This window comes from Algoriphagus sediminis (genome assembly GCF_030403435.1).
GTDB lineage: Bacteria > Bacteroidota > Bacteroidia > Cytophagales > Cyclobacteriaceae > Algoriphagus > Algoriphagus sediminis.
Genome location: NZ_JAUEPH010000001.1, coordinates 251,112 through 273,054, shown reverse-complemented (window position 1 = coordinate 273,054; position 21,943 = coordinate 251,112). Strand labels below are relative to the sequence as shown.

Here is a 21,943-nt window from a genome sequence, read left to right as displayed (position 1 = left end):
ATGAATATTTCTGAGAGTAAAAGGCTTTTTTCAGAAGCCCAAAATTATATACCAGGAGGAGTTAATTCTCCTGTTCGTGCTTTTAAAGCTGTAGGTGGGGATCCTCTTTTCATCAAACGGGCAAATGGTGCTTTTCTGTACGATGAGAATGATAATGAATACATAGAAATGATCAATTCCTGGGGTCCAATGATTCTGGGTCATAATCATCCTCTAATTCGGGAAGCTGTGATTAAAGCTATGGAGTCTGGGACTTCTTTTGGAGCCCCCACCGCCAAAGAGGTACAAATTGCCGAATTGATCACAAGTATGGTTCCCTCTGTGGAGAAGGTTCGAATGGTAAACTCAGGTACTGAAGCTACGATGTCTGCGATTCGATTGGCCAGAGGTTACACAGGTAGAGACAAGTTTATTAAGATGGAAGGGCATTATCATGGACATGGAGATTCATTCTTGATTTCTGCAGGTTCAGGAGCGATGACGATGGGAAATCCTGATTCGCCCGGAGTTACCAAAGGCACTGCCAGAGATACCCTTCTGGCACCCTACAATGACCTGGAAGCCATCAGGAATTTGGTCGAAGCAAATAAAGGTGAGATTGCAGCATTGATTCTTGAACCGGTTCCTGGAAATATGGGGCTTTGTATCCCTAAAGATGGATATCTTGAGGGCCTACGTGAGATTTGTACCCAAGAAGGAATCATCCTGATTTTTGATGAAGTGATGACAGGATTCAGGCTTTCAAAAGGAGGAGCTCAGGAGCTTTTTGGTGTTACACCGGATATGACCACTTTAGGTAAAATCATCGGTGGAGGTTTACCAGTGGGGGCTTATGGAGGTAAAAAGGAAATCATGGATTTCGTTTCACCTTCCGGACCTGTTTATCAAGCTGGTACCTTGTCTGGAAACCCAATTGCCATGTCCGCGGGAATGGCAATTTTGAATGAGTTAAATGAAAACTCTGAAATTTATAAGGAGCTTGATGAAATAGGGTCAAAGGTTGCTGAAGGAATCAAGAAGATCAATTCTGACCTTGGATTTGATTATACAGTGAATCAGCTGGGAAGTATGTATTCTTTGTTTTTTTCATCCAAGGAGGTCAATAATTTCGATGACGCCAAAAAGGCTGATGTTGGATTGTTTGGGCAATATTTCCAAGCGATGCTTCATAGAGGAATTTATCTAGCTCCCTCACAATTTGAAAGTTTATTTTTGTCCAAAGCCCTGAGCACAGATTTGATCGATAAGATTCTCACCTCCCATGAAGAAAGTGTCAAAGAAATTCACTCTTAAAAAATAACCACTATGTCTATTATTGTTTACGGAATTAAGAATTGTAATACCATGAAGAAGACTTTCGATTTTCTTAATGAAAAAGGAGTTGATTATGATTTCGTGGATTATAAAAAACAAAAGCCAAGCCCAGAATTGCTGAAGGGGTTTTTGGAGAAAACTGAGTTGGACTCACTTGTGAATAGAAAGGGAATGACCTATAGAAAACTCAGTGATGAGGAAAAAGAGGCATCACAAAAAGTGGAAACCGCGATTCCTCTTTTGGTCGAAAAGTCGAGTATGATTAAGCGTCCCGTCATTATTTATCCAAGCGGTTCACTAACCCTTGGTTTTAACGAAGAAGAGATCGGGGCGAATCTCTAAGATTTAGATTCAAAGTGAAATTTTCAGGGCCAATGAAGAGCTAGTTTTTCTTCATTGGTCTTTTTTTTTGGTCTCCATTGAATTTACCCATTAATCAGTTTTCATGGATTCGTCTTCTGAATTGATGATTGGACTTTTTGAATTGACCGCTGATTCTTTTAGCTCTTCCACTGGCTTTTAGCTTCTATATTTTCCAAAATCAATTGAAATGACATCACTATCAATTGGCTTCTATAGTGTGTGAATTGGGCTCAAATCCTTAGAGATGCACCTTTTATGTTTGGGATATCGGAAGTCGGAAAAAAGCTTCCAATTCTTTTAAACTTTAAAACATTCAAAAACAATTATGAAAAAGCTATTTCTTTTTATGGGAGCTTTTGCTATCGCAACATCAGTTTCTCTAGCGCAAAACACTAGTACAACCAGTCAGACTGGTACGGATAATAGTGTGACGGTCTCTCAAATCGGAGAAGACAACAAATCAACGATCAAGCAGAATGGTTCAATGAACCTTGGGAATGTTCAGCAAGGTGGATTTGGAGAAGGAAATATCCAGTCAAACAACGCGACTGCATTCATTGATCAGGTGGGATCAAAAAATAATGGAACAATCAGTCAAAGACAGGGCCTTCCAAGTGGTACTGAATTGAGCTATCATCGAATTGAGCAAAATGGTCGCGAGAATTTCGCTAACCTAAGATCTTTTGATGGTGGCAATAGTGGTTATGTGGATCAAGATGGAATTAAGAATGATGCGAGAGGAAATCAGGACAACTCAGGTCATTATTTAAAGATTGGTCAGACTGGTAACTTCAACATTGCTGAAGTCGATCAACTAGGTGGAGCAGATAACTCTTCTTATATCATCCAAAAAGGGAATGAGAACAGAGCTAAAACCTGGCAGCGGGGAGAAATGAATTTTGGCCGAGTAGAGCAAGATGGTATCGGAAACCTGGCTACTCAAGTGACTCAGGATGGAACGTTTAATAATCTAAACATCCTTCAGGATGGAAACTCTAACACATCCATTTTGAATCAATTGGGTGATAATCATAAAGGCACTGTAGATATCCTAGGAGATGGAAACACGACCATTCTTAACCAAAGTGGAATGGGTAATATTTCGACCCAGAATATCATGGGAAATGGTAATGTTTCTTTAATTACTCAAAACTAAGAATATCCTAGCCAGCTCTCATTTACAGGGGGTTGGCTTTATTTATTCTGGTTTTTTCAAAGTTCCAAACAAAGAATCCAGATTCCTAATCTTATGAAAAATCTACTCATCATCTTTTTTCTTTTTTTCTCTATTTCGGTTTTTGGTCAGGAGCAGAAAAGGGTAGAGTCAGACCCCGTACTGAATCCATCAAGAAATGTGAGTCTGGCTTTGATAGAGCAGATAGGTAGTCAGAATGAATCTGAAATTCTTCAGCAAGCTCAGGGGCCTGGTTCTAATGAAGCAATGATTGTGCAGCAGGGTGAATTCAATTCTGGATACCTTAATCAAGTGGGTTCTGGATTGACTTCTGAACTTGTTCAAGCTGGAAGCTCAAATTCTGCTAGCCTTTGGTTGATAGGCCAAAACCTTTCAGTTTTCACAACTCAAAATGGTTTGCTTAATTCTATTAATGCTTATGTGGATGCGGAGAGCGTAGTAGGGATTGAAGCAAAATTTAGTCAGGAAGGAAATCAGAATTCCATTGATTTTGCCATCCGAAATTCTGCCTCATTTAATCCGGGTGTTGAGCAGAATATAGGCATTAGCCAGTTAGGAAATAACCATTCGGTGACTGCTCTTTTTGAGAATTTAGGTGCTCCAGTGATCAATATTACTCAAAACCCTGGTTTTGGTGGAGCAGGAATGTCACTGAATGTATCAACTCTACCTGGATTCAAGTTCCCAAATAAATAGACCTGAAGATGCCTGCTTCTAGATTTACATCTCGAATGTTTCAAGCAAGGTTCACTCTTGTTTTCATTTCATTCATGATTATCCGGTTAGACGCTTTTTCTCAGACGGAAAGAGTAAATGTCAAAGCTGATACGACTAAAGTTCAAGCCGATACGACAAAGCTCCAAAAGGAGGCACCTGATGAGTTAAAAGCCCTTTTGGAATCTATAACTCAAACTGTGGTCAAGCCAAAAAAAGTGGATGTGGAATTGGAAATAGATGGGTTAGTAATAGATCAGACCAAAACAAAAAGTGGTAGAGAATTTTATGATCTTTTTTTTAGAGATTGGAATCCACCGCAAGGGGCCAACAACTACTCGATTTTTATTGTAGAAAAGCCTTTTAGACTAAACCAGACTTTTATTGAAATCTCGATAAATGAGACTCGGGTTTACCAGTCCTTTTTGCAGCCTAGATATGATTTCATAGAGAATATGGCCAAGGAGTCAATCGCTTCTACGGCCTATTATCTAGCTCAATACGAAGAAATTTTAAGACAACTTGGAGGTGAAGATACCTCAGGAACAGGAATCTATTAATTATGAAAAAGATAATACTTACACTATTTTTTCTATGCGCATTTGCCAGCGTAGACTCCTTTGGCCAACAGCTGAGGTTCAGGTTTACTAACCCAGCTTTTGGAGGAGATACTTTCAATTATCAATGGATGCTCAACTCGGCCCAGGCCCAGGATACTTTCGAGGACCCGAGGACCAGCTTAAATGAACCTTTTGGAAGAAATGCAGATCCACTCTCAAATTTTTCAGAAGATTTGAATAGGCAGATCTTGAGTAGACTATCCAGGGAGCTAGTCACTCGTCAATTTGGAGAAGACCAGATAAATGAAGGAAACTATGTCCTTGGGGATTACCAGATCAATATTGGTAATACAGGATCGGGCTTGAATATTACTATCACTGACTCGCGAACGGGTGCCAGTTCAGTTGTGGAGGTTCCATTTTTTTAATTGGCTGGCTGTGAAAAATCAAAATAATTCAAACACCATTATTTCGGTTCTTTTAATGACCATAATCATAGCGAGTTGCACTCCTGCTATGTACCAGCCATTGAATGAACGAAATGCAAGACTTGGGCCCGAATCTCCCATGAAAAAGGAACTTCTTGATCTTCCTGATCCTCAGGAACCTGTTTATGTAGCAGTTTATAAATTCAGAGACCAAACAGGTCAGTATAAAGAATCTGACGTTGGTGCCAACTGGTCCACCGCTGTGACTCAAGGTGCTACAAACATCTTGATAAGAGCTTTGGAAGAATCTGGCTGGTTTATTCCAATCGAAAGAGAGAATATTAGCAACCTACTCAACGAAAGGAAAATAATTAGGTCTAGCAGAGAGCAATATGAGAACGGGAATGGTAACGTTTTGCTTCCTCCGTTGCTTTTCGCAGGTGTCCTTCTCGAAGGTGGCATTATTTCTTATGAGACTAATGTATTCACTGGTGGGGCTGGCGTACGTTATTTCGGAGCTGATGCCTCAGCGCAGTATCGCGAAGATAGGGTAAGTATTTACCTGAGAGCTGTCTCGACCAACAATGGTAAAATTCTCAAAACGATTTACACCACTAAATCAATCCTTTCTCAGGAAGTATCAGCGGGCTTTTTCAGGTATGTTAAATTTAGGAGGTTACTTGAAGCAGAAACGGGATATACATACAATGAACCTACAGAAATGGCCATTACTGAAGCTGTTGAGAAGGCTGTTCACTCTATGATCTTAGATGGGGTGATGGATGAACTTTGGAACTTTGAAGAAACCAACGAGGAGACCGAAGCTTTGCTTGCTGACTACAGACTGGAAAGGGAAGAGAATGTTAAAACCGACTACATTGGAAGACAATTTGACCCAGTGGGTCGGTCGAATGTTTATCTCGGCGTTTATGGAAATGGTCAGAGTTTTGTTGGTGATTACTCTGGGACCACTATCCGACCGGGTTTCAATATGAATTTAGGGGTAAAAATATCCAAGTCTCTGTTGGTTGAAGGTGGTGCCGGAATTCAGCAAATAGAGATTCCTGAACGATTTCAGTCGGTAGATTACTATTCAGATTTAAGTCTACTTTATCTCATTAATGGAAATGGAAAACTCTCACCATTCCTCTCTGTTGGGGGAGGCACTTATTTCGATGTTTCCGATAATGTAGGAGTATCAGATAATGCGTGGCTTCCTTATATCAAATATGCAGCAGGTACAGAATACCTTATTTCGAAAAATACTGCCCTATCATTCAAAGCCAATTTGAATCAGCTCTTAAATGATCGTTATGATGGTATAGAGTCTGGGTCATTTAATGATGTGATTTGGGGCGTTAATCTTGGTTTAAAATTTTACTTGGGAAAATAAAATGTTGAAGAAAATATATACCTATTGTTTTTGTTTGCTCATGCTGGCGATTACTTCCTGTGAAGAGCAAACTTTTGATCTGGCCAAGTACGGTACAATCTCAGGCTTGGTCGTTGATGGAAATACTTATGAACCACTCCAGGGCGTACAGATAACTACTGCTCCTGCTAGTACGGCTCTTATCACTGATGCTTCAGGGGCATTCATTTTTGATAAGGTGGAAGAAGGCGATGTAGTAATTACGGCCAGGAGAAATGAGTATCTGACGACATCGGTAAGCGTTGCTGTATTTGAAGGAGATAATACGCCTGTAACCTTCTTTCTTTTGGATGATGAGAACAATATTGGGAATGTCACTTTCTTCGATCCTGTCCCAGGGAATGGGGCGGTGGGTCAACAAACGGGCCTTACCCTTCAGTGGAATGTGGAACAGGATAATAGAGATATTGAACTGACTTATACAGTGTACCTTTTTGAATCAAATTCTACGGTCCAAGAATTAGTAGGAGAGAACCTTTCAGAGAAAGAAGTGATAGTTGCTGATCTCAAAGCTAACACTACTTACTTCTGGTATGTAGTTGGTCGGTACGACGGCAAAAATGTTGCAAATAGCCCAACTTGGTCCTTCCGAACAGGATCTTAAAATCACAAAAAAGTACAAGAAATATTATCAAGGTACTTCAAAATTGAAAATTAGGAAGATTGACCAGAATATTTCTGGTCATTTCTTTTATGCCAAATTGATGCTTCCATCCCCAGTCAGATCTTGCATGGGAATCGTCTACACTGTCCGGCCAGCTATCAGCTATTTCTTGTCGGAAATCAGGCTTATAACTAATTGAGAATTCAGATAACTCAGATTTAATCGCCTCATACAGCTCCTTCGGTGAAAAGCTCATAGCCGCCAAATTGTAACTGGACCTGATTTTCACCCTTTCCTTTGGAGCATTCATAATATCCAAAGTAGCCTTAATAGCATCAGCCATATACATCATGGGTAGGTAAGAGTTCTCGTCCAGAAAGCACTCAAAAGTTTCTCCCGCCAGAGCTTTATGAAAGATGTCCACTGCATAATCTGTAGTACCTCCTCCCGGTAGAGATTTATAACCAATTAATCCGGGATATCTGAGGCTTCGTACATCGACTCCATACTTTTCGAAATAGTATTGGCACCATCTTTCACCGGCCTGCTTAGAAATACCGTAAACCGTTATTGGCTCCTTAACACAGAATTGAGGAGTATTAGTCTTCGGTGTATTAGGACCAAAAACAGCAATGGAAGATGGCCAATAGACTTTATCCAATTTGTATTCCCGAGCAATCTCAAGAATGGAAAGAAGGCTATTCATATTTAGCTGCCAAGCAAAGAGAGGTTTTTTTTCTCCAACCGCAGAAAGCACAGCCGCAAGGTGATAAATCTGAGTTATTCCTTCATTTTTGACTAGAGCCTTTAAGCGGTCTATGTCCATTACATCCAACTGTTCAAATCGACAATAATCAAATTTGCTAGCACTTCCTTCATGCAAATCACTGGCAATCACTGCCTCATTTCCAAACTGATCACAAAGTGCCGCAGTAAGTTCTGAACCTAATTGCCCTCCTGCTCCAATAACGAGGATTTTTTCCATTCTTTTTGTGTAAAAATGACCCAACTTTATGCTTTGGGTTTTTGTTTATATTTGGGATTACAAGAGCAAAACTAATAAAAATGAGGTCACTCTCGGGATTATTCTTTGAGTGGGGTCTCATTATTTTTGAGCATCAAAAACTGATTTATGTACGATACATTAAAACCCAAATTAGAGAAAGAACTTAAAGAGATCGAAGAAGCTGGACTTTTTAAAAAAGAAAGGGTAATCACCTCTCCACAGGCTGCAAAGATCACAATTTCAGGAGGTAAGGAAGTGCTTAATTTTTGTGCCAACAATTACTTGGGATTAAGCTCTCATCCTGAAGTCATAAAAGCTGCGAAAGCCGCCATAGACAGCCATGGATATGGAATGTCATCAGTGAGATTTATTTGTGGAACTCAGGACATCCACAAAGAACTTGAGACGAAAATTTCCGAATTTCTTGGGACTGAGGATACCATATTATACGCTGCGGCATTTGATGCCAATGGAGGTGTTTTTGAACCGATTCTTGGTCCTGAGGATGCTATAATTTCTGACACACTGAATCATGCATCGATTATTGACGGTGTTCGGCTTTGTAAAGCTATGAGATTCCGGTATATCCATAACGATATGGAAGATCTCGAAAAGCAACTTCAGGATGCCGATGCCAAAGGAGCGAAGCAGAAAATCATCGTTACGGATGGTGTTTTTTCCATGGATGGTACGATTGCACAGCTTGACAAAATTGTGGATTTGGCGGAAAAATATAATGCTCTCGTGATGTCGGATGAGTGCCATTCTACTGGTTTTATTGGAAAGACAGGTCGTGGAGTTCACGAGCACTGCGGCGTAATGGGTAAAATCGATATCATTACAGGAACTCTGGGGAAAGCACTAGGAGGAGCATCTGGAGGATTTACTTCCGGAAGAAAGGAGATCATTGAGATGCTTAGACAGAGATCAAGGCCTTATTTATTTTCTAATACGCTCGCACCATCAATTACGGGAGCTTCTATCGCTGTTTTGGATTTACTCTCAGAAACAACTGAACTTCGGGACAAACTTGAAAGAAACACAGTTTATTTCAGAGAAAAAATGGAGGAAGCTGGGTTTGATATTAAACCAGGATCTCACCCTATTGTCCCAGTAATGCTCTATGATGCTGTTCTGTCTCAGAAAATGGCTGAAAAACTTCTTGAGCGCGGAATTTATGTAATAGGGTTCTATTACCCAGTAGTTCCAAAAGGTCAGGCAAGGATCAGAGTTCAATTATCTGCTGCTCATGAGAAAGAACATTTAGATAAAGCTATAGCTGCTTTTACTGAAGTCGGGAAGGAACTTGGGGTTATTTCTTAAAAAGAAGAGGCTTGATTTAATCAAGCCTCTTCTTTTATGTTTTGCTGGTCATAGCCATTTTTCTGCGCTGCAAACTTTCGTAGTTTTCCAGGTGCTCAAACCTGGAATCCACAATCAAATCATTGAGGTAATCATTCAGGATTTCTCGAACATCCTGGAAAGAAACATTGTGAATAATCATTCCATTTTTGGCAAGCGAAACCTGACCTGTTTCCTCAGAAATAATTAGAACCAGAGCATCAGTAGCTTCCGACATCCCGATTGCTGCCCTATGTCTCAAACCAAATTGAGCAGGAACTTCCCGCTCCGTAACTGGAAGAATACATCTTGCCGCTTTGATTTTGCCCTGATGGATTATTACCGCCCCATCGTGTAGCGGGGAGTATTTGTTGAAAATAGATATCAAAAGTCTTTTTGATAAATCCGCATCCAGAATATCTCCACTTTCTGCATAAAACTTTAATTCAGTACTTTTCGAAATCACCATCAATGCACCAGTATTTCCACCGGCCAGAGTTTTAGAGGCATCAATAATGGGAGAAATATTAAAAGTGGAAGCTTCCTTTTTTTTCCAGAAGAAAAATAGATTCCTTAAGGCGTTGTCTTGGGATAGTAATGAGGACCTTCCAATTAACAGTAAAAATTTTCTGATTTCGGGAGCAAAAATGATGATAGCTGCTATCACACCGACACCCATAAATTGACCTAGAATAGAGGATAACAACTCCATCCGCAAGGCTCCTACTAGAAGATAGATGAGATAGATAGAGAGGAAGCCGAGAAAAATTTTGATGGCTACGCTTCCCTTTAGCAATTTATATATTTGGTATAGCAAAGCAGCCACCAATGCAATATCTATCATATTGACAATGGAGACTTCTAAGAATCCAATTTTAAATAAAAGGCTCAAGGGTAAAGTTTCTTATATAATTCTATCGTTTCTTTTGCTTCTTTAACGTCGTGCACTCTCAGGATGTTCCCTCCGTTCTGTAAAGCTACCATATGAAGGGCTGTAGTTCCATTCAGGGCTTCATCAGGATTAATCCCCAAAGTCTTATAAATCATAGATTTTCTCGAAATCCCAACAAGGATAGGACAGGAAAGTGATTTAAATGCCGCTAGATTTTTTAAAAGCTGATAATTCTGATCGACACTTTTTGCAAATCCAAAACCTACATCAATTATAACATCATTGATGCCAAAAAATCTAAATTTTTCTAATTTATAAGAGAAATAATACAAAATTTCTGGAATTAAATCAGAATATTCCGTGTGATTTTGCATCGTCCTAGGATTACCACGCATGTGCATGGCAATGTATGGAACTCTGAGTTCTCCCACGGTTTTAATCATTTTAGAATCTAAATTTCCAGCGGAAATGTCATTTACTATATGAGCTCCATTCAAAACTGACTCTCTTGCTACTTCAGATCGAAAGGTGTCAACAGAAATTGTGATGTAAGGATATTTCTTCGCAACCCACTGAATAGCAGGTATCACACGGCTTAATTCCTCTTCGATACTAATATCCTTAGCTCCAGGCCGACTGCTATAGCCTCCAAAGTCCAGCATATCAGCGCCATCTTGAATTATCTTTTCAATTCGTTTCCCGAACTCCAAATCACTGAATTGAATTCGGCTTTGTTCGAAAAATGAATCAGAAGTGAGGTTTACAATACCCATTACCTTGGGTGAGTCCCAAATCGATAACCTTCCCTGTAGATTGACTGTATTCTTTTGTGGAAAAAAATTATCTTCGATTCTTAATTCTTTTATCACTTCTCAAAATTTAATCCGAACCAGATTGGAGACCCAAACGAGCAACGAATATACTGAAGTAATAGGCCGTTGTAAAGAGCTGTTTCGAAAGAAAACAATTGATTATGGAACCGCGTGGAGAGTGCTTCGCCTTTCTTCCATCACTGATCAAATATTCATCAAGGCCCAAAGAATCCGATCTATTCAGGAGAAGGGTGATCAGAAAATTGATGATCCTATCATAGATGAATTTGTAGCTATAGTGAATTACTGCATTATTGCCTTGATTCAGATAAGTCTAAAAGATGAGGAGAGCCTGTCTATTTCCTATGAAAAGCTGGAACCACTTTATGATCAATGGGTTACAGATACCAAGACACTTCTACAGAATAAAAATCATGATTACGGGGAAGCCTGGCGCGATATGAGAGTGAGTTCTATCACCGATATTATTCTTATGAAACTTCTACGTGTGAAACAAATCGAAGACAACGAAGGGGAAACTCTTGTTTCAGAAGGAATAGAGGCCAATTATCAGGACATGATAAACTACGCTGTATTTTGCTTGATTAAACTAGGATATCATGGTTAAACAAGGATTACTGTGGGTTCTTCGGATATTAGTGGGAGGACTATTTATATTTTCAGGCCTGATCAAAGTAAATGATCCTGTGGGTACTTCAATAAAGCTTGAGGAGTATTTCGATGTGTTTTCAAATGACATCGCAGGCTTTTTTTATTATTTCAAACCATTTGCATTATACATAGCTGTATTCCTTGTGGTGCTTGAGGTAGTGCTTGGAGTAATGTTAATTCTTGGAGTCAAAAGCCGCTTTACTGTTTGGTCACTTGCCGGAATGATTCTCTTTTTTACCTTTCTCACTTTCTTTTCTGCATATTTTAATAAGGTGACAGACTGTGGATGTTTTGGTGATGCTATTAAACTCACGCCTTGGGAATCCTTTTATAAAGATTTGATATTGCTTGTCCTTATATCAATTCTTTTTCTCTTCCAGTCAGATTTACCCAAATCCTCGCCAAAATGGGCGAATTTTTCCGTTTTAGCAGTTGCCATTGGATCGCTGGTTTTATCCATTGTGGCTATTCGAAATTTGCCCTTCATTGATTTTAGAGCATACAAAGAGGGCGTGAATATCGAGCAGGATATGTTGCCTTCCGCACCTTTGGTTTATGATTACATCATGAAAAGAGGAGAGGAGACTTTGGTTTTTGAACAATACCCTAGTGATGAGACCTTGGAGTTTGTAGAAATGAAGCTTAAGAATCCTGAGGCTTTACCAAAAATCTCTGATTTTTCGGCATGGAATGAAAATGGAGATATGTCCGCTGAAATGTTCCAAGGCAATAAACTAGTTTTATTGATCAGCAAGTATGCAAAGCTGGATTATGATCAGTTTGGTCAAATCGACTCGTTATTCGATGCATTGGGTTCAGCGCCAATAGAAGTAGTAGTAATGGCAGCAGCAACTCAAGAAGAAATTGATCGATTAATCGCAGATCGAGGATGGAATGCCTTGGGCGTTCAGGCAGATGCAACAGTGGTTAAAACAATGATTCGCTCAAACCCTGGAATAATGATGTTAAAAGATGGAGTGGTACTTAGTAAATATCATGTAAATAATACTCCTTCTGCCGATGAAACTTTGAATTTATTTCTAAAATGAAGGTAGTACTAGTTGGTTTACCTGGATCTGGGAAAAGTACATTCGGAAAGCAGCTCGCTTCTGCTATGGAAGTGGATTTTTTCGATTTAGACCAATTAATCGAGGCACGGGTAGGACAGACCATACCTGATATTTTCATGCTTCAAGGCGAGGAAGCATTTCGAAAAATAGAAAGTAGTATTCTCAGAGAAACATTAGAACGGAAAGAGTCACTTGTCCTTGCCTCCGGAGGAGGAGCTCCATGTTATAAAGACAACATGGCAATTATAAATGAGTTTGCTACATCGGTATATCTTAATTTACCGCTTGAATCGATAAGCTCTAGGCTAAGCAATTCAAAAAATAGTACCCGCCCTATGTTTGCTGGGCTCGATAAAAATGGGGTTAAATCTAAACTATCTGAGTTGATGGAGGCTAGGGAACCATATTATGAACAGAGCAAAATAAAACTCAGCGGTGAAGATTTTTCCGCTGAGTTGTTAATTTTTGAATTGGCCAGAGAACTTAAAAATTAAGTCCAACAGTAAGGAATCCAGTAGTCAGACTGTTTTCAAGAAAAGTTGAAGGACCTATATTGTTATTGTTTTCATCGAGCACTTGATAGCTTCTGTATAGTCCATCACTTTGTTGATTGATCAGCGCGAAATCAATTGTGAAGGAGCCTAGTCTTACTCCTATACCACCTGAAATCTGTTGTACACTTCGGTCGATTTCAGAGTTGACAAATGGGTCTCCAAAAACCCCATAACCTCCTCTTAATCTTAGCATATTAAGAACAAATTCGGCCCCGACTCTGAAATTTATTGTACTACCATAGAGCCTACTGATGGCTTCATTATCTGGTCTTGGGTCAAAGTCATTTGTCCTGAAGTTTGCATTACTATAATCGACCCAATCTACATCTGCAGAAATGAACCCATTTTTTCCAAGAAAGAAAGTGGTTCCTCCTCCGAGTCTTAGTGGTGTGTTAAGGTTATACCGATTTAAAAATATATCAGTAAAGGCTTCTTCCCTGCTTAGGACCCTGTCTTCAGGTTCAAAATAATAGTTTGCATAATTTGCAATTATACTGGCACTATATTCCTCATTCATAGAAAACCAAGTGGGGCTCTGGAAATTAAAGCCTATGTTCCAATAATCTATCGGCTTATAGATCATCCCGACACTAAGATTTATTCCTGTCCCATTTATGAAGAGGTCTTCACGAAGGGATGAATTGTTGAGAGTAGCCGGATCATCAAAAAACTCTTCGTTATAAATTTTTCTGGAACCGAATGAAATTGTCCTTATTCCTAAAGATCCGCCAATAAAGAATTTATGATTGAAGTTAGCACCATACCCGAACGTCATCTGGTTCGCACTGCCTTCTTGTAATATGTTTTCATCCTGAAAAGGGAAGCCTAGAACAAAAGAAGCATAAGTATCAGGATTTGGAATAATATTTCCATCCTCATCCTCAAATATGGGATTAATCTGGTAGGTAGTGTAAGCCAGGCCTGTTAGGCCAAAGTTTTGAATCTGATTTTCAGGAACACCAAAGGAATCCTGAATGAAAAAATCGATGATGGAAGTTTCACCTTGTTGATCGCTAAAGTACCCAAATTCATTGTTGAAATTAGCGATACGCTGAATGCTTACCCCAAAGCTTCCTCCCTTAAATGCGCTTCTTCCCAGCAAATCTCTTTTTGGGCTCGCTAACACAAAACTCAGGTTTGGAAGATGGAAATTCGGAGTAGAATATGATCTCCTTTGACCAAGGTAGGTAGCATCTACATTCCTCGCAGTATAACCAAGTGTAATACTTCCCTCTGATGTTCTAAAAAAACCAAGACCTGCAGGGTTGCCCGCAATGTTTGAAACATCACCTCCCAGTGACCATTGGGTTCCTCCGACTCCCATGATTCTGGCATTTCCAGAAGGCATTGCGTTACTAAACCTTAGCGCATCCTCGAAATAACCACTTTGAGAAAATGATGCATGAACAGTGAAGAAAGTTATCAGTAAAGCGGATAAGAAAATCCTCATTGAAATTGGGTTTGATGTAGTATGCTAAACGGATAAATTGGTTTATTGGATGAACTAAGCCAAAAAAAAAGGGGAATTAATTCCCCCTTCCGCCTCCACCTCTGGAGCCGCCAGAACTTCCTCCTCTGGATCCACCGCTGCTGACTCTTGAGCCACCTGATGATCCTCTGGACATACTTCCTACAGATGATCTTCCACTACTACTTCCACTTGGTGTGTAAGTAGATCTCGATGATCTGCTAGGAGTAGAGTAATTTCTTAAATTAGAATTAGATCTAGTATTATAATTAGGTGATCGACTTGTTCCATAACTTGATCTTGAACCCATTCTGTTATATGACGGGCTTGAATTCCTATTTGTGTAAGCATTTCTGCTGTAGGCAGATTGAGCCGAGCTTCTTGAATAAGACGAATTAGGTGCAATGGAAGATCTGGTCGGTACAGAGCTTCTAGATCTTACTGCACTTGACCTACTGGAAGCCGCAGAGCCTACATTTCTAGTACCTCGCGACTGAAGTCTTGATCTTGAGCTATTGTAATAGTCATTTTGAGACGAACTGAAATCTCTTGCAGCAGTTCTTGCTGAACTTGAATTAACTATTCCTCTATTGCTTGTATTGTTGTTGGTTACCCCTCTTCTAGCTTGCGCTCTAGCAGTATTTGGTAATGCAGCACTTGAAAGTCCAGCATTTGTTCCGGCTAACGTAGAACCCCTTGTCGGTCTTGGGCCTCTAACAATTCTTCTGTCACCGTATTCGCCGCCAGGGAGTACATAAATAGGAGGTCTATACCCCCATCCTGGTCCCCAACCGAAGCCTGGAGCACCCCATCCATATCCTGGGTAACCCCATCCCCAACCTGGATAGATTGGCATTCCCCAGCCAAGTCCAAAATTAGGCCCCCAAAATGAGTTTCCCCATCCGAATCCAAATCCGATTCCTATACTAAGACCAGGATTAAAGCCCCAACCGGAACCCCACATCCATGGGTTATAACCAAAGCCCCAAGGACTAAATCCACCCATGAAACCAATGTTCATATTGAAAGTAGGGTTGAAACCGTTATTGCCACCAACAGGAGCGGTGGAAAAATTATTATAGGCATCTATATTTGCAGTTCCTTCACCTTCAAGTTCAGGGTTTTGACCTTCATCAAAATATACAATGTCATCTTCTCCAGAAGGTGTTTCGGATTGATATCTGGCGATGTAGTCAGGATTAACATTTTTGGAACTAAAGCTTTCCTCATTCGGGAGATTCGAATTGATTTCGGCTAAAGTCTCAAATTGCTCTGGATTGTTGTTTTGCACGGCATATTCAGTCGCTAATTTTTCGTCTGAAGCCATGAAATACAGGTTATCCGCTCCGCTAGAAGCCAATTGGCTAGAATTACAGGATGCAAGAAGGACAACTCCTGCAAGCATGGGGACGGATAATACTCGATAATTAATCATAGGTGAACTTTGGTTGACTAGTTTCTTATACGATGATAAGGGAGTGAGGTTCTACTTTTTAAATTATATTTGCCCCGCTCAATGTAGCAAAATTAACATCTATTAGTATTTCCCCAAATAATAATGAGTAAAGGACTTCCAAAAAGAAGTGAGGATTATTCCCTCTGGTATAATGAGTTAGTAAAAAAGGCGGATCTAGCTGAAAACTCGGCCGTTCGAGGCTGTATGGTGATTAAGCCTTACGGCTTTTCTATCTGGGAAAAGATGCAAGCGGAGTTAGATCGAATGTTCAAAGAAACTGGGCATACGAATGCCTATTTCCCCTTGTTTATACCTAAATCCTATCTAAGTAAGGAGGCTAGCCATGTGGAAGGCTTTGCTAAGGAATGTGCTGTGGTCACCCATTACAGACTAAAGAATTCAGAGGATGGGTCAGGAGTTATAGTGGATCCTGAAGCAAAACTAGAAGAGGAATTGATTGTCCGGCCCACTTCAGAGACGGTTATTTGGAGTACTTATAAAAACTGGATTCAATCTTATCGGGACCTCCCACTTTTGGTGAATCAATGGGCAAATGTTGTTCGGTGGGAGATGAGAACCAGGCTTTTTCTTCGAACTGCTGAATTTCTTTGGCAAGAAGGACATACCGCGCATGCCACAGCTGAAGAGGCCATGGACGAAACAGTCCAAATGATGAATGTATATGCGGAATTTGCAGAAAAATTCATGGCACTTCCGGTGGTCAAGGGGGTTAAAACTGAAAGTGAAAGATTTGCTGGAGCAAATGAAACCTATTGTATCGAAGCCATGATGCAGGATGGAAAGGCTCTTCAGGCAGGTACATCTCACTTCCTCGGTCAAAATTTTGCGAAAGCATTTGATGTTAAATTCGCAACCAAAGAAGGTGGACTTGACCACGTTTGGGGAACATCTTGGGGAGTAAGTACTCGTCTTATGGGGGCTTTGATTATGGCTCATTCCGACGACAATGGCCTTGTTTTGCCTCCAAAACTGGCGCCATTTCAAGTTGTCATTGTACCTATTTATCGGGGAGAGGAAGAACTTGCCTTGGTTTCTGAAAAAGCTAAGGAATTAATGAATGATCTTCGCAAAGTTGGTGTAACAGTAAAGTTCGATGATCGTGATACCCATAAACCTGGTTGGAAATTCGCAGAATATGAGTTGAAAGGCGTGCCTGTAAGGATTGCAATCGGCCCAAGAGATTTAAAAAACAATACGGTGGAGATAGCTCGCCGTGATACTTTGACTAAAGAGCAGTTTGACTTGACCTCCATGCCGATTTCCCAGAAAATAGCGGAACTCCTTGAGACTATTCAGACTGATATTTATCAGAAGGCTTACGATTTTAGAGAAGAGAAAACTACCCGAGTAGATAGTTGGGAAGAATTTGAAGAGGTTTTGGATGATAAGGGAGGCTTTCTTTCTGCCCATTGGGATGGTACCGCAGAAACTGAAGAAAAGATTAAGGAACAGACCAAAGCAACCATCCGCTGTATTCCTATCGAAAGAGAAGAAGAAGAGGGAAAGTGTGTTTTCTCTGGTAAACCATCAAAAGGAAGAGTGCTTTTTGCGAAGGCATATTAAAATTTTTCCCAGAGTCTCAGCTTTTTTCGTGGATTTCCTACTTTAATATTTCTAATCATCTATTTTAGGAAATCAAACGAAAATGATGACCCTTCTAATTCTCTCTACGCTTTTACTTATCGGACTCGTGCTGATGCTGGTCGAGGTTCTTTTTGTGCCTGGAACTACGTTTGTGGGGATATTTGGTCTGGTTATCAGTATTGCAGGGCTAGTTTTTGCATTCGCTAATTTTGAAACAAGCACAGCTTGGACCATCACTGCGATTGCCGTCATAGCAAACTTAGCAGCAATAGTCTACGGATTTCGATCGGGTGTCTGGAATCGCTTTTCTTTGAAAACCTCACTGAAGGGAGGAGCATTCGATGGTCGTCTGGAAGGACTATACCTAGGTATGCCGGGAAAGGCCATTTCTGATTTAAAGCCTATTGGCAAAGCTATGTTTGGGGAAAATATCTATGAAGTAAAATCCAAAGGGAGTTTTATCTCTGTGGGTTCGGAAATAGAAATCATAAAAATCGAGAATAATACAATTTTGGTTAAATAGTTACAGATATGTCTAATTCACTCTTTTTGCTTGTCGCTGCCTTAGGTGGGGTCATTTTACTTTTCATCTTTCTCTATTTCGTTCCAGTCAACCTCTGGATTACGGCTCAATTCTCTAACGTAAGGGTTGGGCTTTTGGAACTGGTTGGAATGCGCATAAGAAAGGTTCCACCTAGCGTTATTGTCAATTCGCTCATCACAGCAACCAAAGCAGGTCTGGAGCAAACGACTAATGATTTGGAAACGCATTATATGGCTGGTGGAAATGTTCCGAATGTTATCAGGGCTTTGATCTCCGCCGATAAAGCAAATATTTCCCTAAGCTTTAAGCAGGCTACAGCGATTGATCTCGCAGGCCGAGACGTATTTGAGGCTGTTCAGATTTCCGTAAATCCTAAGGTAATCAACACTCCAAATGTAGCTGCGGTAGCTGCGGATGGTATTCAGCTTATCGCAAAGGCAAGAGTGACGGTAAGAGCGAATATCGCCCAACTGGTGGGTGGTGCTGGTGAAGAAACTATTTTGGCCAGAGTAGGAGAGGGAATTGTTACCTCCATTGGTTCAGCCCATAATCATAAAAGCGTACTCGAAAACCCGGATAAAATCTCAAAACTTGTCCTAGAAAGAGGACTGGATGCAGGTACGGCTTTTGAAATACTGTCCATTGATATCGCAGATATTGATGTTGGAACGAACATCGGGGCAAAACTACAGATAGATCAAGCGTCGGCAGATTTGAAAGTGGCCGAGGCCAAAGCTGAAGAGCGAAGAGCGATGGCGGTAGCTCTTGAGCAAGAAATGAAAGCTAAAAATGTAGAGATGAGAGCGAAAGTGGTTGAAGCTGAAGCTGAAGTACCAAAGGCGCTTGCAGAAGCATTTAGGTCCGGCAATCTTGGAGTAATGGATTACTATCGAATGGAGAATATCAAGTCGGATACTTCAATGAGGGATTCGATAGCAGATTCTGATTCAGATAAACCTTCGGGTAAAGACAAATAAAAAAGGGGCTTAGGCCCCTTTTCTGTTTCTCTTCTTTTTGCTCGGTTCTGGTTCCACTACTACAACTGGGACGTATTCATTTTTCATTAATATTTCCTTGGTTCCCCAATCAATTAAGATTTCTTCATAGGCTACCGGGAAGATTAATTCTCCTTCAGAATTTGCCAAACCGAATTTACCATCACTGTTCAATAAAAATAAACCATCCTCCATTTGCTGAATGGCATCATAGTTTAGCTCAAGAAGTGAATTACCATTTTTGTCAATCATTCCAACCTTGCCTTCTTTTTCAATAAGGAAATTGTCAGCATCAATTCTTAGGATATTTTCATAGCCATCTTCCATAATTTCAACTCCGGAATTGCCTATCAAATAGGATGTGTTATTCAAAGAGGATATTGCCAGGCCATCTTCAAAGCCTTTGACTTCAGTCCATTTTGGGCTACTTAAAATCTCACCACCAATCGAAATTAAGCCGGTTTTCCCATTATCGACATAAGCAGCCATTCGTTCAGAGAGAAGATTGATTTTTTCGTATTCGGGTTGGATCGTCCAATTTCCCCGGCTATCTATTACCCCCATTTTGCCATTTACTACAGCAGGAAAATAGCCTTCGGTTCCAGGAAGTATTTTTTCTACGCCTGACACCGGATTAACCAACCAATTTTTTTGGCCTAAAAGGCCCACTTTCTCATCCCTCAATTTCACCAGAATATTTCCCTTAGAAATAAAATTCACCTCCTCCATACCCACCGTGTCAAGGATAATTCCTTCCCAGTCCATGACCCTTCTTAGCTTTCCTCTGATGAATTCTGTGAGCAAATCACCCTCTTTTCGAATTTCATGGAAGCTATTATATCGGATATTTGCAATTAGTTCAGTAGCTTCTATTAAAAAATATTGACCTTCATCGAACGCGTAAAAAAAGTCACCAGAGGTGTGCTCTAGTTGATCCATAACAGGTTCCATGATGTAGTCTCCGTCAGGGTTAATTATCCCAAAGCCTGTTGACTCTTTAGCCAATAGATACTTCCCTTCATTTTCTTCTAAGAGATCATAAGGTTTCTCAGGAGTATCAGAAAAGGGAAGAAAAAACTTTCCATCCTTTTTAGTTAGGATTATGCCGTTGTGAGTGATTTTAGCCCAGTCCAAAATTCCGAGTGAGGTCGTTTTTGAAGTACCTCTTTGAAAGACGATATACTCATTTCCTTTCTTGGCTAAAAGAAAATTGAAATAAGTCTGAATTTCATCGTATTCATTGTCTAAACTTTTACTGCCATATTCATGATAAGCTCCGATTTTATCTCCAGATTTAACCAGAATCCATGGGGCAAGGTATTGAAAAACTGTCTCAGCCTCGATTTCTACAGCAGGAGTATTGTCCCGGGACAGTAGAAAAAGCTGACCGTCCATTTTGCCGATTTTGACTGTTTCACTGAGAAGTTGAATTTCATCATAAATCAGCCTGGATTTTAGCTGGAAATCACTGTCATATACTTCCCAGGATTGAGCAGATAAATGTGGAATTAGAAAGAAAGAATGGATAATTATACCCAAACATGTAGCTAGCTTTCTCATTTTATTTTCCTGTGAAACAAAAATGACCAAAAAGCTAACCCCTTTGGCCATTGATTCAAACTTATTTTTAGAATTACTTGGTTATTTTCCCTTTGTCCAGATTGAAAATATCAGAAATTAGATCGATCATCTGTTCTGCCTGATCTTTCTGGCATGCGGCTTTAAGCTGGACTACTGGAATCTTAAGAATCTTTTGCATCATGCTTTTGGTTACCCTGTCCACAAGCTCCACTTCTTTTTCACCAGCTTTTTTTAGATGTCTTTGAAGCTCTTCCTGTCTTATTTTCTCAAGGGACTCCTTCAGCTTATTGATAGTGGGAGAGACAAGCATTTCCTTTTTCCACGTATGAAACTCCTCAATCGCGTCACTGATGATTTGCTCTACATCAGGAATGGCAGCAATTCTCCTGTCCAATGCCTCAGAGGCTTTACTCTTAATATTATCTACGTTGTAGAGTACAACACCTGGAATTTCTTCTATTGAAGTCTCAACACTTCTCGGAACAGAAAGATCTATAAACAATTTGTAACTCTGAATCCGGAGATTTTGGATTAATGCTTTGGTAATAAATGGTTCCTTCCTCTGGATTGATGAAACTATAACATCACTTTCGGCGATAGCATCCTCACAATCTTCAAAATCCACTACCTCAAAACCATGTTCTGCCGCAATTTCTTCTGCTTTGCTGCGGGTTCTGTTGGTAATTTTGACCTTGGCGTCAGGAAGATAAATCATATTCTTCACCACATCTCTACCTATTTCACCTACACCTATGATTAGAACTCTTGGTTGGAAGGTATTCGACGTAATACTTTCGATCAATTCGATAGCCGCATAAGAGAGTGAAGCTGCGCCATCCCTGAAGCTCGTCTCTTGAACGATTCTTTTATTACTGAAAAAGATGGTATGCATCAGACGGTGGAGGAAAGGGCCTGCCATGTCTAAATCTGCGGAAGCTTGATAAGCTCTTTTCACTTGATTGGAAATCTGAATATCTCCAATTACTTGTGCTTCGAGTCCCATGGAAACACGGAAAAGATGCTCAATAGCGGCTTTATCCTCCGCATAGATCTCAAAGTACTCGCTGTAATTTAGAATATCTGGAATGCCTTTCTCAAGGCCTACTAATTTTATTATTTCAGTACTTAAGTCTAATTCATGACTGTAGTAGACTTCAGTTCTATTGCAGGTGGATAAAATTAGCGCATCTCCAAGACTGAAGAATTCTTTTAGTTTAAGTAGGATATCGTGAATAGCACGCTCGTCTAAGGCGATTACTTCTCTTATTTTGACGGGCGCAGTTTTATGTGATAAACTTAAAGCTCTGAACTTCTGCTGCATACTCGCTTCCATGTTC

General features: G+C 40.1%; 22 protein-coding genes. 15 read left to right on the top strand and 7 right to left on the bottom strand.

The genetic code is table 11. The features are described from left to right. The 8 genes from hemL (at position 1) to QVH07_RS01175 (ending at position 6,610) form a co-directional block, all read left to right on the top strand. Positions 1 to 1,293: a glutamate-1-semialdehyde 2,1-aminomutase gene (gene hemL / locus QVH07_RS01210; protein ID WP_289998297.1), complete on the top strand. Its 1,293-nt coding sequence runs from the start codon at positions 1 to 3 to the stop codon at positions 1,291 to 1,293. Positions 1,294 to 1,305: 12 nt separating this feature from the next. Then, complete coding sequence (locus tag QVH07_RS01205; protein ID WP_289998296.1) at positions 1,306 to 1,656, top strand: Spx/MgsR family RNA polymerase-binding regulatory protein; 351 nt, start codon at positions 1,306 to 1,308, stop codon at positions 1,654 to 1,656. A gap of 346 nt (positions 1,657 to 2,002) precedes the next feature. Beyond that, a complete protein-coding gene (locus tag QVH07_RS01200) occupies positions 2,003 to 2,833 on the top strand; it encodes a hypothetical protein (protein WP_289998295.1) in 831 nt (276 codons plus the stop codon). Positions 2,834 to 2,926: 93 nt separating this feature from the next. After that, positions 2,927 to 3,568, top strand: a complete 642-nt coding sequence (locus tag QVH07_RS01195) for a hypothetical protein (RefSeq protein ID WP_289998294.1) — start codon at positions 2,927 to 2,929, stop codon at positions 3,566 to 3,568. A gap of 8 nt (positions 3,569 to 3,576) precedes the next feature. Beyond that, positions 3,577 to 4,146: a CsgE family curli-type amyloid fiber assembly protein gene (locus QVH07_RS01190; protein ID WP_289998293.1), complete on the top strand. Its 570-nt coding sequence runs from the start codon at positions 3,577 to 3,579 to the stop codon at positions 4,144 to 4,146. 2 nt (positions 4,147 to 4,148) lie between these two features. Beyond that, positions 4,149 to 4,574, top strand: coding sequence for a curli production assembly/transport component CsgF (locus QVH07_RS01185; protein WP_289998292.1), 426 nt, complete (start codon positions 4,149 to 4,151; stop codon positions 4,572 to 4,574). A 10-nt stretch (positions 4,575 to 4,584) separates the two neighbouring features. Beyond that, entirely contained in the window at positions 4,585 to 5,967 is a 1,383-nt protein-coding gene (locus tag QVH07_RS01180; RefSeq protein WP_289998291.1) for a CsgG/HfaB family protein, read from the top strand. Between the two features lies 1 nt (position 5,968). Continuing rightward, on the top strand, positions 5,969 to 6,610 hold the full coding sequence (locus QVH07_RS01175) for a carboxypeptidase-like regulatory domain-containing protein (RefSeq protein ID WP_289998290.1): 642 nt from the start codon (positions 5,969 to 5,971) through the stop codon (positions 6,608 to 6,610). A 37-nt stretch (positions 6,611 to 6,647) separates the two neighbouring features. On the opposite strand, the gene QVH07_RS01170 is transcribed toward QVH07_RS01175, so the two are convergent. Continuing rightward, entirely contained in the window at positions 6,648 to 7,595 is a 948-nt protein-coding gene (locus tag QVH07_RS01170; RefSeq protein WP_289998289.1) for an NAD-dependent epimerase/dehydratase family protein, read from the bottom strand. Between the two features lie 147 nt (positions 7,596 to 7,742). Here QVH07_RS01170 and kbl point away from each other — a divergent pair, with 147 nt between their 5' ends. Continuing rightward, complete coding sequence (gene kbl / locus QVH07_RS01165; protein WP_289998288.1) at positions 7,743 to 8,939, top strand: glycine C-acetyltransferase; 1,197 nt, start codon at positions 7,743 to 7,745, stop codon at positions 8,937 to 8,939. A gap of 34 nt (positions 8,940 to 8,973) precedes the next feature. Here kbl and cdaA read toward each other — a convergent pair whose 3' ends face one another. Further along, on the bottom strand, positions 8,974 to 9,849 hold the full coding sequence (gene cdaA / locus QVH07_RS01160; protein WP_289998287.1) for a diadenylate cyclase CdaA: 876 nt from the start codon (positions 9,847 to 9,849) through the stop codon (positions 8,974 to 8,976). After that, a complete protein-coding gene (gene folP / locus QVH07_RS01155; protein WP_289998286.1) occupies positions 9,846 to 10,718 on the bottom strand; it encodes a dihydropteroate synthase in 873 nt (290 codons plus the stop codon). Before folP ends, cdaA begins: the two co-directional genes overlap by 4 nt. Before the next feature lie 25 nt (positions 10,719 to 10,743). On the opposite strand from folP, the gene QVH07_RS01150 reads away from it, so the two are divergent. From QVH07_RS01150 to QVH07_RS01140, 3 genes are read left to right on the top strand one after another with little or no spacing between them, the layout of a single operon-like run. Continuing rightward, the gene (locus QVH07_RS01150) at positions 10,744 to 11,289 is read left to right on the top strand and encodes a DUF1599 domain-containing protein (RefSeq protein ID WP_289998285.1); all 546 of its coding nucleotides are present in this window, start codon (positions 10,744 to 10,746) and stop codon (positions 11,287 to 11,289) included. Next, a complete protein-coding gene (locus tag QVH07_RS01145; RefSeq protein ID WP_289998284.1) occupies positions 11,282 to 12,382 on the top strand; it encodes a BT_3928 family protein in 1,101 nt (366 codons plus the stop codon). Before QVH07_RS01150 ends, QVH07_RS01145 begins: the two co-directional genes overlap by 8 nt. Beyond that, positions 12,379 to 12,897 carry a shikimate kinase gene (locus QVH07_RS01140; RefSeq protein ID WP_289998283.1) on the top strand — a complete coding sequence of 173 codons (519 nt, stop codon included), beginning with the start codon at positions 12,379 to 12,381 and terminating at the stop codon, positions 12,895 to 12,897. Before QVH07_RS01145 ends, QVH07_RS01140 begins: the two co-directional genes overlap by 4 nt. Here QVH07_RS01140 and QVH07_RS01135 read toward each other — a convergent pair. Together QVH07_RS01135 and QVH07_RS01130 are read right to left on the bottom strand one after the other, a co-directional pair. Then, complete coding sequence (locus tag QVH07_RS01135) at positions 12,887 to 14,407, bottom strand: OmpP1/FadL family transporter (RefSeq protein ID WP_289998282.1); 1,521 nt, start codon at positions 14,405 to 14,407, stop codon at positions 12,887 to 12,889. The genes QVH07_RS01140 and QVH07_RS01135 overlap by 11 nt on opposite strands. A gap of 76 nt (positions 14,408 to 14,483) precedes the next feature. Then, on the bottom strand, positions 14,484 to 15,860 hold the full coding sequence (locus tag QVH07_RS01130; protein WP_289998281.1) for a hypothetical protein: 1,377 nt from the start codon (positions 15,858 to 15,860) through the stop codon (positions 14,484 to 14,486). A 123-nt stretch (positions 15,861 to 15,983) separates the two neighbouring features. Between QVH07_RS01130 and proS the strand changes: the two genes are divergently transcribed. The 3 genes from proS (at position 15,984) to floA (ending at position 19,007) form a co-directional block, all read left to right on the top strand. Then, positions 15,984 to 17,465 carry a proline--tRNA ligase gene (gene proS, locus QVH07_RS01125; protein ID WP_289998280.1) on the top strand — a complete coding sequence of 494 codons (1,482 nt, stop codon included), beginning with the start codon at positions 15,984 to 15,986 and terminating at the stop codon, positions 17,463 to 17,465. Positions 17,466 to 17,547: 82 nt separating this feature from the next. Next, a complete protein-coding gene (locus tag QVH07_RS01120; RefSeq protein WP_353890975.1) occupies positions 17,548 to 18,009 on the top strand; it encodes an NfeD family protein in 462 nt (153 codons plus the stop codon). 8 nt (positions 18,010 to 18,017) lie between these two features. Then, the gene (gene floA, locus QVH07_RS01115) at positions 18,018 to 19,007 is read left to right on the top strand and encodes a flotillin-like protein FloA (RefSeq protein WP_289998279.1); all 990 of its coding nucleotides are present in this window, start codon (positions 18,018 to 18,020) and stop codon (positions 19,005 to 19,007) included. Between the two features lie 9 nt (positions 19,008 to 19,016). Here floA and QVH07_RS01110 read toward each other — a convergent pair whose 3' ends face one another. Then, entirely contained in the window at positions 19,017 to 20,585 is a 1,569-nt protein-coding gene (locus QVH07_RS01110) for a WG repeat-containing protein (protein ID WP_289998278.1), read from the bottom strand. Between the two features lie 73 nt (positions 20,586 to 20,658). Further along, on the bottom strand, positions 20,659 to 21,927 hold the full coding sequence (hemA, locus tag QVH07_RS01105; protein WP_289998277.1) for a glutamyl-tRNA reductase: 1,269 nt from the start codon (positions 21,925 to 21,927) through the stop codon (positions 20,659 to 20,661). Between the last annotated feature and the right edge of the window lie 16 nt (positions 21,928 to 21,943).

Bases quoted from the DNA above. Each gene is read 5' to 3' on its own strand.
- hemL (WP_289998297.1), top strand. From the start codon at position 1: ATGAATATTTCTGAGAGTAAAAGGCTTTTTTCAGAAGCCCAAAATTAT.
- QVH07_RS01205 (WP_289998296.1), top strand. From the start codon at position 1,306: ATGTCTATTATTGTTTACGGAATTAAGAATTGTAATACCATGAAGAAG.
- QVH07_RS01200 (WP_289998295.1), top strand. From the start codon at position 2,003: ATGAAAAAGCTATTTCTTTTTATGGGAGCTTTTGCTATCGCAACATCA.
- QVH07_RS01195 (WP_289998294.1), top strand. From the start codon at position 2,927: ATGAAAAATCTACTCATCATCTTTTTTCTTTTTTTCTCTATTTCGGTT.
- QVH07_RS01190 (WP_289998293.1), top strand. From the start codon at position 3,577: ATGCCTGCTTCTAGATTTACATCTCGAATGTTTCAAGCAAGGTTCACT.
- QVH07_RS01185 (WP_289998292.1), top strand. From the start codon at position 4,149: ATGAAAAAGATAATACTTACACTATTTTTTCTATGCGCATTTGCCAGC.
- QVH07_RS01175 (WP_289998290.1), top strand. From the start codon at position 5,969: ATGTTGAAGAAAATATATACCTATTGTTTTTGTTTGCTCATGCTGGCG.
- QVH07_RS01170 (WP_289998289.1), bottom strand. From the start codon at position 7,595: ATGGAAAAAATCCTCGTTATTGGAGCAGGAGGGCAATTAGGTTCAGAA.
- kbl (WP_289998288.1), top strand. From the start codon at position 7,743: ATGTACGATACATTAAAACCCAAATTAGAGAAAGAACTTAAAGAGATC.
- QVH07_RS01145 (WP_289998284.1), top strand. From the start codon at position 11,282: ATGGTTAAACAAGGATTACTGTGGGTTCTTCGGATATTAGTGGGAGGA.
- QVH07_RS01140 (WP_289998283.1), top strand. From the start codon at position 12,379: ATGAAGGTAGTACTAGTTGGTTTACCTGGATCTGGGAAAAGTACATTC.
- QVH07_RS01135 (WP_289998282.1), bottom strand. From the start codon at position 14,407: ATGAGGATTTTCTTATCCGCTTTACTGATAACTTTCTTCACTGTTCAT.
- QVH07_RS01130 (WP_289998281.1), bottom strand. From the start codon at position 15,860: ATGATTAATTATCGAGTATTATCCGTCCCCATGCTTGCAGGAGTTGTC.
- proS (WP_289998280.1), top strand. From the start codon at position 15,984: ATGAGTAAAGGACTTCCAAAAAGAAGTGAGGATTATTCCCTCTGGTAT.
- QVH07_RS01120 (WP_353890975.1), top strand. From the start codon at position 17,548: ATGATGACCCTTCTAATTCTCTCTACGCTTTTACTTATCGGACTCGTG.
- floA (WP_289998279.1), top strand. From the start codon at position 18,018: ATGTCTAATTCACTCTTTTTGCTTGTCGCTGCCTTAGGTGGGGTCATT.
- QVH07_RS01110 (WP_289998278.1), bottom strand. From the start codon at position 20,585: ATGAGAAAGCTAGCTACATGTTTGGGTATAATTATCCATTCTTTCTTT.
- hemA (WP_289998277.1), bottom strand. From the start codon at position 21,927: ATGCAGCAGAAGTTCAGAGCTTTAAGTTTATCACATAAAACTGCGCCC.